Genomic DNA, 14,442 nt, shown 5'->3' on the forward strand with positions numbered 1-14,442 from the left:
TGACATCTCCACCAGGGCAGGGGTTTGTGGAACTGTGCGGAACCAAGAGTTGGCCGCCGCCCCGTTGACAACCGGAAACATGGGGGCTATTCTGGTGGAAGATACAGGCTATTTCGCCCGGTTTCACCATCGCCCTTTCCCCGTTGTAAGGAGGTTCAACCAATGGATATTCAACTTCTCGCCATGGATTTGGACGGCACGTCCCTGCAAGCCGACCACCTGAGCTTTACCCCCCGTCTCCACCAGGCTCTGGCGGAGGCCCACGCCAAAGGGGTGGCCATCGTGCCCACCACCGGACGGCAGCACTTTCTCCTCCCGCCTCCGGTGCAGACGGGAGCGGCATGGGAAAACCTGTGCATTTTGTGCAACGGCGGCGAGATTCGCCGCATTGCCACCGGAGAGCTGCTGCGTGGCCACTACATCCCCCCCGAAGTGGCTCAGGCGGTGGTGGAGCTGGCGGGAGAATACCACTTCCCCGTGGAGCTGTCCGCCCAGGGCCACATGTACCTGACCCAGGAGAGCTGGGACATGGAGCAGCCCTACCGGGAGTTCATCGGCTACCACCTGGATGTGGTGCTGGGCAAGCGGGGCGTGGTGGTGGACGACCTCGTCCGCACCGCCCACACGCCAGAGCTGAATATCGACAAGATCAACCTCCCCCACATCCCCGATCCCCTCCGGGACCAGGTCTGTGCCCGGCTGGACGCCCTGCCCCTCAATCACTTCTGGTCCGGGCCCCACACCATTGAGATCGCCCACACCCAGAGCACCAAGGGCAACGCCCTGCGGGAGGTGTGCGGGCTGCTGGATATCGACCCCGCCCACGTCATGGCCATCGGGGACAGCGGCAACGACCTGTCCATGCTCCAGGCCGCCGGGTTCTCGGTGGCCATGGGCAACGCCGCCCCCCACATCCAGGCGGCGGCGGACGCCGTCACCCTGCCCTATGACCAGGACGGGGCCGCCCTTGCCATTGAGCGGTATATTCTCAATAAGTGAAACCCCTGCATCAAAGGGTCTGTTGCAAAATCAATATCACTTATATTGTGTTGACATCATAAAAGTATAATGTTACAGTAAACATAACATGGGGTGCGATAACGGGGAACGCAGTAGGTTTCCAGCGGATGTGTGAATCATGTTTTTTCACCTAGTTGATGATAATATGCACCCTAGTCTACTCTCTTGGCAGAGCCTATGTGGAAACAGTGTTAGAATGGAAAGCGGATAAGAGAGAAGAAGTTTTTCATATTTTTGCTGTCATATTGGGTAAAAGAAGATTTTTAATACATTTGATGCGAATAAAGTTCATTAAAGATAGAGTTTGATATAGAAAAGAGGAAGAGTATGGAAGTGTTAATTTTTATTTTGACGATTATATTCTCTATTTCAGCTGAGGTGACAGTTGGAATTAGATTTAATCTTCCAGGAATAGGGGGTATTGTGGGAATCGCTTTTATTGGCGCAGTTCTTTTGTACACAATTCGGCATAAGCACAAATAACAAGAGGGGTATCCCCCTCTTGTTATTTTATGCTGTTTAGTATTCGGTTATATGTCCTGTATTACTCATTCTAATAGCCATTTCCACCATTTTTTCTGTTCCAACACTAAATCCGATACCAAACGAAACAGGGAGTGAAAGGGATGGTGATACGCCGACAACTGTATGACCATATGCAAATACAAAGGCAGCTTCTTTGATGTAATCGGTTCCAGTGCGCATTACTTGAACATAAAAATTGCCGGTCTTGGCATAATACGCTCCATATTGGTCCGAGTCTCCAGAGCCAACGGGAACTTTGGCGTATGCATGGTCATAGGGAGAATCGCAAACAATAGTGAGCCGGTTACTGTATTTATATTCTCCTGAGCGGCTATAATAATTTGCGTTTGCATAAGAAGTCGCAGAGTAGAAGGCTAGATTGATTGATTGACCATTGGTATTAGTGCCTTGCCAACGAATAGCCATTAAATCAATAATTGGTTCTCCGGCAAGAAGAGGGACATTTGACCACTCCCAGTACACTCGCACTTTAAGAGTTACTGAACTTGCAACTTCTTTATAAAATTTTGCTGTCATATCAGCAAAAACCCCACGCAGTTCAGGTTTATTTTCAATGGGTTCTCCATTGTAATTCTTTAGAATTGTAATTTGGCTACTACTATATCCCATATCTGAGAGTTCAGAGGCTGGCAAAGAAGCTCGTTCCAGGAGTTCATTCTCAATTGCATCCGATTTAATTAAATTTATATGAGTTTCTGACATTCCTTGATTACTAAGTTCTTTGTTGGAGAGCCTTCTTGAATGAGTGTAAATATCGTACTCATTTGTTGTTACGGAGTATGCCGCAGGTTCGGCTGGCATATCTGGGGCATCATTAGTGGCAAAAGCAACAGTTGACATTGCGAAAAGCATTCCAATGAGAAGAATGGATGATAAAAACCTTTTTCTAGCCACAGTAAACCCTCCTTATGTATTTCAAATCAATATTAATCTCCTGGCCCATTGGAACCCTCTCCTCTGCTTGTGCTTATCCACATTGCACAAAATATACAAGTATATTCTAATATAAACTACACAATACGTCAATGCTAATAACTGTTGATTCACAAAAATTAGTTTTAACCAACCAGTATCATGCTCATATGAGAGGATAGATATTTGACTTTTTACAGAAGTGGAGACAGGGCAGAGGAATACATACTACTACAGTCAGTATGGCGCGACCTATGAGATCGCCCATGTATGGCTGGGAGGGGGATGTGGTGTGGCTCAAGACCCCGGACCAGGCGTGTAAGCGGGTACGTGACGCCGACGATGAGATGAGGCAGGTGCTGCAAACGCAGTATGAACAGGCTGGGCTTGCGTCAAGTCTAAATTCGGCCTGTCACCCTTGCTGTGGCCCCTGTTTTTTCCACCACACCAGGCCACACTGGGCAGCTAACCCTAAACCTCTGTGGTTTCCACGTCCGGGCCTACCCCGGAAAGGCGGCGTTCCCGCCGCCGGGATCCATTGCCGCACTTCCTTGTTACGCTGTGGTAGGGGCCGTGGCTTGCCCGGCCCGCTGTCTCCCTGGCATTGCCCTGGGAGATTCGGGAGGGGCAAGCCCCTCCCCTACGCCAGCAACCCAAGGGAATTGGCGATTTACATGGCTTTTCCAGACCAAAAAGCCTCCCTCAGGGAGGGAGGTGGCATGGCGTAGCCATGACGGAGGGAGCCTGTAGAAACAGCCAAAGGGCTTTGACGCAATGGGCGGTGCGTACCGATGTGGTCGAAAATCCTGGCAAAGGTCTATGCCGTGTGAAAATTTGGCGGTACAGCCGCCCGCATGCTCCCTCAGTCTGCTCACGCAGACAGCTCCCTCCCGGAGGGAGCCCTGTGACTGGCTCTCAAACGCCTGTGGTACCACCACTCAACGGTCGTAAAATCTGAACCCGCTGGACCAACCCGCCCCCCACCAAGTCCGCCAGTGCCCAGCCGATGGGGATAGCCCACCAGATGGCCTCCACCCCAAACCAGGGGGCACAGGAGTAGGCCAGGAGCACCCGGGTGCCCAGGGAGATCACCGTCAGCAGCAGGGAGATACGGGGCTGAGCCACGGCCCGGAAATAGCCGTAGAGCAAAAACAGCACCCCGATGCCCACATAACAGGCCCCCTCAATGCGCAGGTATCCCACCCCCACCGCCAGAGACTGGGCCTGGTGGGGCGGGATAAAGATGCCCATGAGCTGAGGAGCCAGCACCCACACCAGGGCGGAGACCAGGGCGCAAAAGCCCAGCACCAGGGCCACGGCACTTTTGGTGCCCGCCCGGATGCGCTCTCCCCGGCCCGCTCCGTAGTTCTGGGAGATGAAGATGGAATAGGCATTTCCAAACTCCTGGGCGGGCATGTAGGCCAGGGTGTCAATTTTCACCCCGGCGGCAAAGGCGGCCATGACGGCGGTGCCAAAGCTGTTGACCAGCCCCTGCACCATGAGAATGCCGAAGTTCATCACCGACTGCTGGGCCCCGGTGGTGGAGGCATAGGCGAAAATCTCCGCCGCAGCCCGGCCTCGCACCCGCAGCCCCTGGCGCAGCAGCGGCTCCCGCAGCAGGGTATAGATGGCGATGCCCACCCCCGCCACTCCCTGGGCAATGACGGTGGCCGCCGCAGCTCCCGCCACGCCGCAGGGGATGACCGCCACCAGCAGCACATCCAGGCCGATGTTCAGCACCGTGCTCACCCCCAAAAACACCAGCGGCACCAGGGAGTTTCCCACCGCCCGCAGGAGGAAGGCGAAATAGTTGTAGAGGAAGATGAAGGGCAGTCCCACCAAGATCACCTGGACATAGGCATACATCATGGCGTACACGTCCTCCGGCGTGCTCATCCACCGCAAAATGGAGGGCAACAGGCCGTAGGACACCCCGGTGAGCACCACCGTCAGCCCCACAATGAGCACAAAGGCAGAGGCGATGTACTCCCCCAGCCGGCGCAGGTCTTTCCCGCCATAGCTGATGGAGAACAGCGCCCCGGCCCCCATACACATGCCCAAAATCAGGGAGGTCAAAAAGGTCATCAGGGTGTAGGCGCTGCCCACAGCCCCCAAAGCGTCGGTGCTGATAAACCGCCCTACAATCCAGGTATCCGCCAAGTTGTAGCACTGCTGTAGGATGTTGCCCAAAATCATAGGCAGGGCAAAGAGCAGCATGGTCCGGGTCACCGGGCCCGTGGTCAAATCTTGTCTCATTCTCTCCCGGCTTTCTCTCTCGTTTGCCTACCATTCTACCACAAAGGGTGGGAGTGGTACAACCGCAGTCAGGAGACAGGACACTGCCGCCCGGCGTGGTCGATGGTATAGTCCTCCCCGTACTCCCCCGGGAGGACCAGCTGGGAGATGGGCAGGAAGGTATACCCCTCCTGGAGCAGGGTCTCAATGATGGTGGGCAAAGCCTCGGGGGTGTGGAGGGCAGCATTGTGGAAGAGGACAATGCTCCCCGGCCCCACCCGGCTGGTGACCCGCTGGGTGATCTCCGAGGCAGAGATATCCTTCCAATCCAGGCTGTCCACGTCCCACTGTATGGGCTGGATGCCCATGCTGCGCACGGTGGTGATCACATGGTCGTCGTACTCCCCGTAGGGACAGCGGAACAGAGTGGGAAATTCCCCGGTGATGGCCTCAATTTTCTCCCCGCAGGTGGTGAGATTCTCCTTGATCTGCTCTGGGGTGAGGCTGTTGAAGTGGGCGTGGTCGTCGGAATGGCTCATGATCTCATGCCCCGCCTCGTGGAGGGCCTTCACCGACTCCGGGTATTTGTCCACCCACTCCCCCACCACAAAGAAGGTGGCCTTCACCTGGTATTTGTCCAGGATGTCAATGAGGGTCTGGGTGTCCTCGTTGCCCCAGGCCGCATCAAAGGACAGGGACACCACCGGATAGTCCGCCTGGACACAGTACACCGGCAGCTGTCGGGTGGTGGCAGAGGCTCCCACCACCTTGGGGTGGCTGACCAGGCGCAGGATGGCCACCGCCGCCAGCACCAGACCCACCCCCGCCAGAATGCGGCGGCGCAACACCAAGATTCTCATAAGGCGCTCCCCTTTCCACGGCTGTTTCACCCCAGTGTATGGTCCGCTGTGGAAAAACAGAACCGCCCGGTCTCCCTTTCCAGGGTAGCCCGGGCGGTCATACTGTCAAAAACGAAAATGAATGATTTTACACAAATATAAAGCCCAATGCTTGCATGTTCGAGAAAGGCTTTGCCTTTATCGCTCCATCTTCCAGAAGTAGGCGCAGTAGGGGGGCAGCTGGCTGCCGCCGCCGAAGTCGTGGAGCTGGCCTGTGATGAGGTCCACGGCCTGGCCACACCCGGCGTCAAAGTGGGCAGTGTAGGGCTGGTCGTCGGCGTTGATGGCCACCAGCACCCGCTCTCCCTCCACAGCCCGCTCAAAGATGAGCTGACGGTTGGTGAGCACCACGTTGCGGTAGCCGCCGTAGCATAGGGCCTGACTCTCCCGCTTGGCACGGGCCAGCTTGGAAATCCAATCGGTGAGGTCGTTCCACTCCGGCTTCTCCAGGGCGGGGCGCAGGGGAGCGTCGCCCCAGGACTCCTTCTTGCCCTCCAGGCCCCACTCACTGCCGTAGTACACCGCAGGTACCCCGGGCATGCCGAACATCAGGGCATAGGCGGGGGCCAGGTGCTCCTTGTTGGTGAGCTGGCTGGCAATGCGGGTGACGTCGTGGTTGTCCAGGAAGGAGAGCAGATGGGCCCCCTTGTACATGGTCCAGGGCTCGGGTCCAAACTGGCGGGCCAGAGAGTGGCCGATTTCAAAGAGATTCATGGAGTTGAAGCTGGACCACAGCCCCTTGTAACACTCGTAGTTGGTCACCGAGTGGCACATGTCCGGGGCCATCCACTGCTTGTAGTCCCCGTGGAGGGTCTCACCCATGAGGGCGAAGTCCGGCTTCAGGGAGGAGGTAAACTCCCGCAGGCGGCGCAGGTAGTGCTGGGGCAGGCAGTAGGCCACGTCCAGGCGCAGCCCGTCAATGTCAAACTGGTCCACCCAGGCGCGGATGGCCTCAAACTGGTGCTCCACCACCGCCGGGTTGTCCAGATTCAGCTTCACCAGTTCCCCGTGGCCCTCCCAGTCGGCGTACCAGAAGCCGTCGTTGTAGTGGGAGTTTCCGTTGAAGTCGATGCGGAACCAGTCCTTATAGGGGCTGTCCCACCGCTTTTCCTGCACGTCCCGGAAGGCCCAGAACCCACGGCCCACGTGGTTGAACACCCCGTCCAGCATCACCCGGATACCGGCCTGATGGAACGCGTCACACACCTGGGCGAAGTCCTCGTTGGTGCCCAGGCGGCAGTCCAACTGGAAATAATCCCGGGTATCATAGCCGTGGCGGTCGCTTTCAAACACCGGGTTGAAGAGTACGGTGTCCGCCCCCAGCTTTTTGATGTGCTCCACCCAGTCCAGCAGGCGCAAAATTCGGCTCTCCCCCACGCCATCGTTGTCCTCCGGCGCGCCACACAGCCCCAGCGGGTAGATCTGATAGATGACTGATTGGTCAAACCACATATGGTCGTCCTCCCTGTTCTCTGCCTTGGCAGCAGGTATTCTTACCCTGTTATTATACCCGCCTGCCGGGCACAGGTCAAATAAAACCGCCCGTCTTTGTCACCGATCGGCTCTCTCCACTCGGGCGGTCAAACGGGCCACACTGAGCCCAGTTTGGGACAAAATCAGCTCTTCCACCAGGTCGTCTTCGTACACATCGCCACACAGCCGATACCCCTGACGCTCCACCTCGTCCACAAAGAGATGGAAGGCCACCTCCAAGTCCTCCAGTTCTCCCTGGTGGTAGTACACCGCATACTCTCCCGCGGGCTTGATGTACAGCCGCTCGTCCTCCACCCGTCCCTGCACCGGATTGAAATAATGGCTCTCCACAAAGCAGCGGCGTCTGGCCCGCTCCAGGGGGATGATCTCCCCCGCCTGCAACCGGGTGCTCAGCTCCTTCTGCTCACAGTACTTCAAATGGTTGCGAAAGGTGCGCAAAAAGGTCTCCTCGTCCGGCATCTTGGTATACCGGGTGGGGGAGGCAATCAGGTATTCCTCCGGCATCTGGCGGACCTCCAGCACGCCGTACTGGCACTTGGCCCCCTCCACGTAGGAACCCACCGACTGCTCCAACGCCATCCGCATATCCGTTCCTGATACAAGCAACTGGATAAATTTACATTGAAATACAGACGGTTTGTCACCATTCGGGCAACACTGACAACCAAAAACCCTGCTTGTCCTGTGCGCCAAGGATAAGCGCCGCGCCTGATGGCATGACAAAGACCTCTTCCAGGTAAATTCGCCTGGAAGAGGTCTTTGTTGTCACGGTTATCGAGTCATGGGGATGTACTGGTCGGGCTTTTTGGCGGTGGCAATGTAGGTGGGCTTTCCGTTCTTGTCGAACCCGGTGCGGCGGAGCAGTCCCGCCTGCACCAGCCGCTCGGCGTCTGCCACGGCCATCTCGCCGTACTGGGGCACCGACACCAGGTTAGACGTATTGGAGTTGGGCCCCGGCTTGGAACCGTTGACCTTTGTGACGGTGGAACCGGAGCTCTTGCTGCTGCCACCGCTGCCGCTGCTGCGATAGGCCGCAGCGGCCTTCTGGCGGTAGTACTGGAGCATGGCGTTGACATACTCCTGGGTGTACCCGGACTTGGCAATCAGGTCGGAGGAAGGCATCACACCCGCCTGCAAAATGCCGTCCACCTGGGTCTGGGCCGCCTTCTGGGCCTGCTGCTGCTGTTCTCGCTCCCAATCCAGCTGGTCCACATACTGCTGGTACTCGGAGTCGTTGGCCTTTTGCAGACCCTCCAGGTAGCTTTGCAGCTGGTTGTAGTTGTCCAGATACTGCTGGTAGGCAAACTCCTTGTCCACATTGAACTGACCCAGCTTGTCCTTGTACTCCTGGTAGTCCATCTGCTCCTGGCCGTTGACGGCGTCCAGGTAGCTCAAGAGCTTGTTGTAGTCATCCAAATACTGCTGATAGGCAAAGTTTTTGTCTGTGTTGTACTGTCCCAGCCGGTCCAGATACTCCTTGTAGTCCAACTGCTGCTGGGTGTTCACCACTCCCAGATCGTTGGCCAGCTGCTCATATTCGCTCAAATACCGCTGGTAGGCCTGGTTGTACAGCTCGGGAATCATGTCACTGAGCTGGGAGGCGTAGTAGTTTCCCGCCTGGGACGCCGCTGTGGCGGCGTAGCTGGAAGTCTGGCCCCCCGAGGCAGCCGCCGCCTGGGCCAGAGCATTGGCGGTGGCCCGCTCCCCCTCCCGCAGGTACTGCTTCTGGTACTCTCCGAACACCGGGTCGGTGTCGGTGCTCCAGGTGAAGTCCTCCCGGTTGAGCAGCTTATCCAGCAGCTCCTTTTGCAGCTCTTCATAGGGGTTGGTGTAAGTGGGGGCCTCCTGGTCCCAGGAGAAGTCGGGATACTTGCCGATCTGGTCCAGAATGGCGTCCTGCTCCTCCTCGTACTTGTTGTCGTACTCCGGAGCCTCCTCGTCATAGGAGAAGTCGGGGTACTTGTCCAGCTGGTCCAGAATGTCGTCGATTTCATCCTGATAACTTCCCGTAAAGCCGTTGTAGCTTGCCTTGAGCTGGGCCGCCGCCTCGTTGGCAATGGCCCGCTGGGCGCTGGTGGTGGCGGAGTTGGCCTCCGCCTTCAAACTGGCCGCCGCAATGCCGTACTCCGGGTAGGGCTGGGCCAGACGCAGCTCGTCAGGGTCAAAGTCCTTCAGAGTGTTGGTGGCCTGGGCCTTTTTCAAAAAGTCGCTATAGGTGTATGCCATGTTCTCTCCCTCCATTAGGTACGGCCCGGGGTGGCGTTGTACCCTCCGCCGCCGTACCGCTCTCTGGTGATGCTGTAGATGCGGCACCTCCCGGTGCCGGTGAGGCGGAGCCGGTAATGGTCCCCCCGGCGGGGCACTATGGGCAGCTGGAAGCTGCGCTTGGGGGTGGGGCCGATGGGTTGGCCCATGGGCAGCCAGGTCCCATCGCTGTCCACCTGCACCCAGGCCTGGACCTGCCCCCCTTCCTCCACCTCCAGGCGGATATGGAGACGGAACAGTCCCTTTTTGTCCGGGCTCCCGTCGGTGAAGTCGGCAAACTCCGCCTCCCACTCCACCGCTTCCTCCTGCTGGGCTCCTTCCGAGGGCTGGGCGGTCTCTCCCACCGTCCAGATCTCTCCGGCCTCGTTGAGCAGGTACAGCGTCCCGCCGCTGGCGGCAAAGTGGGTGGCATGGGTGTCGTCCTCTCGGTGCCACAGCTTGGTCTGGGTGTCGTACACCAGCAGACTCCACCCCTCCCCCGCTCCCTGGGCGGAGAGGTAGTATCGCAGCCCGTCGGCCCCTGCCACGGCGTTGCCCACCGCCAGGTCCCCCAGGGTGCGGCTAATGCACTGGGGCACGCTGCCGGAGTAGGCCATCACCCCGCCCCGGGACAGATAAAACAGCACTTCCCCCGCCGCAGCCAGGCTCTTGCCACACCCCTCCATCACCCCCAGGGTCTCGGTGCCCATGACCTGGAAGTTGGAGGGCATGGTACCGTAGACCTTGTAGATGTGGTCCTCTTTGAAGAAGACGGGGTAGCCCAAATAGGAGATGCACCCGGTGAAGTTTCCCGCCGAGCCGGTGTCCACAGCGTAGGCATCGGTGGCCAGGCCGTCAAACACGTTCCAGTTGAAGGGGTCTCCCAGCTTGGAGCAGTAGATGGTGTTGTCCTTGCACCCCCACACCCGGTTCTCGTTTTCACACACGTAGTCCAGGTCGGGGACGGTACGGGTGAGGGTCACCTCCCCCTCTTCTGTGTAGGCCTCGTCCCCCTTCTCCCCGTCCAGGGTGAAGGAGTACTCGTAAAACACCAGCTTGTCGTCCTGAATGTCCCGGATGATGAGGCTTTTGTTGTTCTCGGCGTGGGTGGCGCAGCCGGAGATGGTCACGGCGTCTCCCTTTTGAAAGTAGTCCGTCCAGTTGACCCCCTGGGCCTGGATGGTGTTGGCCTGGGCCTCCTGCCCATAGAGGGTGCCGTTTTGGAAGGACAGCCCCGCCCCCGTCCATTTAGACTCCAGAGAGCCGAACACCCCGGTCTGGGTGTTGTAGTAGACCTTGTCGGGAAAGATGAGCAGATAGGAGCCCAGGGCGGCAAAGGTCTTCTCCCCCTGGCTTACATCCCCTTTTCGCTCCCCCTGGTACCAAAATCCACCCTGGGCCACCCAGCACAGTGTCCCCCGGGGAAAGAGGCCCCCGGGCTGTGTCAGTGTGGCCACCTTCCACCGGGGCGGGCGGCTGGCCAGGAGGGGATAGTCCGCCCCGGTGAGGTTTTTCATCTGGTACACCGCCCCGTCCCCCGCTCCCGGGGTGTGGTCCAGGCCGCCAAAGGCGGTCTGGCTGGTGGCGGTCATGCCGATGTCATAGGCCATCGCCGGCAGTCTCATGGGCTCCCTCCTTCACTTCCTCCACCTCTTGCTGGGTCAGCTGCCCCGCCGCCACCAGCATATCCAGGCGGCGGTCATCCCACAGCCGGGGGTAGTAACGCTTGGCCAAATCCAGAATGGTCATAACACTACCCCCTGCAAGGCGGCCAGAAAGTCCACGTCGGCCCGCAGCTGCTCCAGCGGGGTCACGGGCTCCACCATCCCCGCCAGATCGGCCTCCAGCTCTTCCAAGGTGCGCTCCACAATGACTCCTTCCACCAGCTTGTACCGGGGTACACCCTCGTCGGTGTACAGGGGGAGCGGCAAATAGTTGCTCTGGGGGTGGTGGCAGCGGTCTCCAGGTCCCCGCTCCACTTCCACCCACCCTTCCGTGTGGGTAAGCAAGGCGGAGGAGGTCAGCGCCACCACACAGCTGCCCGGGTTGACTTGTACGTATACGCTATATTCTTCCATAATTCACCTCACAAATTGGCGTCAAACAGTAGTTTTCCACTGATGCTGCGCAGGGTACACACGTCATTGGTCACCAGCCCGCTGGTGGTGAAGATGACCCCCACCCCGCCGGGCAGGTTCCGGGTCCCGGCCACAGCCGTGGGGGTGTGGGAGGCTCCGTTGTTGAAGATGCCGATGCCGGACAGGGCGGAGCCGTTTAAAAAGGTCACACTGGGGGCCAGACGCATCTTCACCCCGCAGGGGAACACCATACGGGCGGAACTGGTGCTGAAGGCAAAGCCATACCCCAGAGGGTAGCTGGTGTCCCCCTCCACCGGCACGTACTGGTAGCGGTAACAGCGGAGAATTTCCTCCGGGTCGGGCTGCTGGGTCAACTGCCAAGCGCCATCCTTCCCCTGGATGGCCAGGGTCTGGTGGTCCCCCACCTCCAGCTTGGCCCCGAAGATGCGGCAGGAGGCCGCCCCCTCGCTGATGAGCTGGCACCACAGCTGGGAAGGGCTGTCCGACAGGGTAACGGTGAGGGCGTACACCTGCAAGCCCTTCTGGGAGAGCACTTCTCCCGCCTGTCCTGTGCCGTCGTTGAGGCCCAGGTGGTAGCTGCCCGAGAGGATATCCACCGCCATGGACAGGGTCACCGTCTCCCCGGCCAAGGCCCCATAGTCCTCCACAAACTGGCCTAGCCCTAAGGTGCCCGAGGTGTTGGTGAGCTTGGCGTAGTTCTGGCCCACCACCACCTCCCCGGCGGTGGTGTCCCCGCTGGTCTTCCAGCCGTCCAGGGTGTAGGTAGGCTTGGTGATGGTGTAGGTGGTGCTGCCCCGCTGGTTGACGGTGAAACAGGGGTTGATGAGCAGGTTCTGCCCCACATCCGGGGTGACCTTCACCCCCTGGATGTACACCGGAATGTGGAAGGCGAAGTCGTCCTTTCCCCAGTCGAAGCCGGGGCTGGCCTTCACCACCTGCACCCCACTCTCCACCTGTTCCAGGGCGTCGGTGGCCCGGGCCTGGAACTCGTAGGCGGTCTGGTAGTCCAGCCCCTCCACCGTGGCGTGGGCCACATAGGTAAAGCCCATGGGCGTGGTCCGGTCCACCGCCGTCCAAGCCCCCCAGGCTTCCGTCCCCTGGGCCCGGTAGCGGTACTCCACCGTCAGGGTGTTGTCAGCCTCGCCAAAGGAGCCGTAATAGCATGCCCCGGCTACCTCCAAATCGTAACGGCCCGATGCATCCGGGGTCCCCTGGCCCAGGGTGCAGGACAGGCGCACATACCCCACCAGCTTCCGCTCCACCGTCTTGGCGGTGGTGTTGCCTCGGCTGTCGGTGGCAGAGACCACGATGGTCCCCGACTCCACCCCCTCCAGGGTGCCGTCTCCGGTGAGGGTGTGGCTGCCGCAGGTGACGGACTGCCGGACCAGAGAGGCCCCCTTCACCGCCTGGGCCCCGGTTTTCACCGCCACCTGGGAATGGTACTTCACCAGGTTCCCGCTCTCTCCGGTGAGGGCCAGGGTCGTAGGGTTCACGTCCTCCACCGTGGGGTTCAGGGTGGGGGCGGGGGTTTGGATGGTAAGGGTGCGGGTGAGATAGGTGATAAAAGTCTGACCCCCCACGGTGCTCTTGACGTAAAAGCGCACCTGGGCGGTGTTTTTCGTGGTGTCCACCCGGCGCATGGCCTCCCGCTCCGCCAGGGTCAGGCGGAAGGTGTAGGAGGTGCCGGAGATGGTGCGATAGTCCGCCAGGGCGTGGGTGCTATCCTTGAAAATGCCCAGCTGGACGGACACCCCGGCGGGATTGCTCACCTTCACCACCGGGTCGTCCTCGTCGGTGAAGTTGGGGGCGCTGGTGATGGTGGCCCCCCGGGGGATTTGGGTGAGGGTCATGGTACCCGACCCGCTCATGGGCCCGGGGGTGTAGCTGGCCGAAGCCATATCCAAGGAGTAAGCCAGGGCCATGACTTTGGAGCCGTCGCTCTGGTGGGCCACGGTCCGGGTCCCGGACAGCAAGGTCACCTCCGAGTAGGTCCCCAGGGTAATTTTCGGGGCAGACCCCCGGTCCCGCACCGCCACCGTCTGGTTGTCCAGCTTCACCGCCGCCCCCACCCCGTACTGGGCGAAGTTTTTGGTGGTGGACTTGAGCTTGAGGGTGTAGGAGAGGGTGGAGGTGTTCCCAGCGGTGCTGGTGGACTGCTCCACCAGGGTGAGCTCCAGGGTGAAGGTATTGGAACTCTGGGTGTAAGTTTTCGTCTGTAGTGCCATGTGTGCTATCCTCCAATCCAGAAGCAGCCCATGCGGTCCGCTCCGTAGGGTTCCAATCGGGCCTTCCCCGCCAGAATCAGGAAGGTCTTGGCATGGAGATTGGTGGCCTCCACTCCCTGGTTGTCCACCACCAGCACCTGGGTGCCGCTGCGGCTGACCGTCATGCCGTCCTCGGTGACCTGGGTGGTCATCTCGCTGCCCGTCTTGCTCACCGTCAGACCCTCATCGTCAAAGGTGAACCCAGTTTTGGTGGTGACGCTGTCCACCCCTTGAGCCAGCTTCTTCTCAATGGCGATCTCCACCTGGTCCGAGGTCAGGGCCAGCTCCACCCGGCTGGAGACCTGGGCCAGGGACTCCTCCAGGCCCTCCACGGTCTCCTGAGTATCGGACTGGGCGTCCTTGACCTCCTGGACCTGCTGTTGCTGGGACTGCACCAGGGCGGTGAGGCCATCGGCGGTGACAGACAGCTGGGTCAGCCGCTCCCCCTCCCCCTCCAGCAGCAGATAGAGGGGCTTTGTGATGGCCTCCTCCCAGACATTGAGGGCGGTCTGGTTGAGGTTGGTGGTGTCCAGATTCTGCATGGTGTAGCGCATCTGTTCCACCAGCAGATAGAGGTAGTTTTGCACCTGGGCCAGCTTGTCCTCTGTGGATATGTCCCCGTCAAAGTCGGGGAATTTGGCGTCCATGTACAGCCAGTTGGCTGGCATGCTTTCCACGCCTCCTTTCTCAAACAGGGCGCCGCCGTGGAAGCGGCGGCGCCCTGTGTTG

At 59.4% G+C, this 14,442-nt stretch carries 13 protein-coding genes; 2 read left to right on the top strand and 11 right to left on the bottom strand.

Annotated elements, in window-relative coordinates; translation table 11 throughout:
* Positions 1-162: 162 nt before the first annotated feature.
* Together B5F22_RS08030 and B5F22_RS12310 are read left to right on the top strand one after the other, a co-directional pair.
* Entirely contained in the window at positions 163-999 is an 837-nt protein-coding gene (locus B5F22_RS08030; protein WP_087392156.1) for an HAD family hydrolase, read from the top strand.
* A gap of 348 nt (positions 1,000-1,347) precedes the next feature.
* The gene (locus B5F22_RS12310) at positions 1,348-1,503 is read left to right on the top strand and encodes a hypothetical protein (RefSeq protein ID WP_158096655.1); all 156 of its coding nucleotides are present in this window, start codon (positions 1,348-1,350) and stop codon (positions 1,501-1,503) included.
* 36 nt (positions 1,504-1,539) lie between these two features.
* Here B5F22_RS12310 and B5F22_RS12035 read toward each other — a convergent pair whose 3' ends face one another.
* From B5F22_RS12035 to B5F22_RS08075, 11 genes are all read right to left on the bottom strand, one after another.
* On the bottom strand, positions 1,540-2,460 hold the full coding sequence (locus B5F22_RS12035; RefSeq protein WP_143482210.1) for a hypothetical protein: 921 nt from the start codon (positions 2,458-2,460) through the stop codon (positions 1,540-1,542).
* 933 nt (positions 2,461-3,393) lie between these two features.
* On the bottom strand, positions 3,394-4,734 hold the full coding sequence (locus B5F22_RS08035) for an MATE family efflux transporter (protein WP_087392157.1): 1,341 nt from the start codon (positions 4,732-4,734) through the stop codon (positions 3,394-3,396).
* A 68-nt stretch (positions 4,735-4,802) separates the two neighbouring features.
* Positions 4,803-5,573: a polysaccharide deacetylase family protein gene (locus B5F22_RS08040; protein ID WP_087232275.1), complete on the bottom strand. Its 771-nt coding sequence runs from the start codon at positions 5,571-5,573 to the stop codon at positions 4,803-4,805.
* Positions 5,574-5,750: 177 nt separating this feature from the next.
* On the bottom strand, positions 5,751-7,064 hold the full coding sequence (locus tag B5F22_RS08045; RefSeq protein WP_087392158.1) for an alpha-amylase family glycosyl hydrolase: 1,314 nt from the start codon (positions 7,062-7,064) through the stop codon (positions 5,751-5,753).
* Positions 7,065-7,163: 99 nt separating this feature from the next.
* The gene (locus B5F22_RS08050; protein WP_143482211.1) at positions 7,164-7,691 is read right to left on the bottom strand and encodes a hypothetical protein; all 528 of its coding nucleotides are present in this window, start codon (positions 7,689-7,691) and stop codon (positions 7,164-7,166) included.
* A gap of 186 nt (positions 7,692-7,877) precedes the next feature.
* Entirely contained in the window at positions 7,878-9,332 is a 1,455-nt protein-coding gene (locus tag B5F22_RS08055) for a hypothetical protein (RefSeq protein WP_143482212.1), read from the bottom strand.
* A 14-nt stretch (positions 9,333-9,346) separates the two neighbouring features.
* Entirely contained in the window at positions 9,347-10,975 is a 1,629-nt protein-coding gene (locus B5F22_RS08060) for a hypothetical protein (RefSeq protein ID WP_143482213.1), read from the bottom strand.
* Complete coding sequence (locus B5F22_RS12040) at positions 10,950-11,099, bottom strand: XkdX family protein (RefSeq protein WP_143482214.1); 150 nt, start codon at positions 11,097-11,099, stop codon at positions 10,950-10,952. The genes B5F22_RS08060 and B5F22_RS12040 overlap by 26 nt, the downstream gene beginning before the upstream one ends.
* A complete protein-coding gene (locus B5F22_RS08065) occupies positions 11,096-11,428 on the bottom strand; it encodes a hypothetical protein (RefSeq protein ID WP_087392162.1) in 333 nt (110 codons plus the stop codon). The genes B5F22_RS12040 and B5F22_RS08065 overlap by 4 nt, the downstream gene beginning before the upstream one ends.
* Positions 11,429-11,436: 8 nt before the next feature.
* Entirely contained in the window at positions 11,437-13,674 is a 2,238-nt protein-coding gene (locus B5F22_RS08070; RefSeq protein ID WP_087392163.1) for a DUF859 family phage minor structural protein, read from the bottom strand.
* Positions 13,675-13,679: 5 nt separating this feature from the next.
* Complete coding sequence (locus tag B5F22_RS08075; protein WP_087392164.1) at positions 13,680-14,381, bottom strand: hypothetical protein; 702 nt, start codon at positions 14,379-14,381, stop codon at positions 13,680-13,682.
* Between the last annotated feature and the right edge of the window lie 61 nt (positions 14,382-14,442).

The sequence above is a fragment of the Pseudoflavonifractor sp. An187 genome, from assembly GCF_002160275.1.
Lineage (GTDB): Bacteria > Bacillota > Clostridia > Oscillospirales > Oscillospiraceae > Enterenecus > Enterenecus faecium.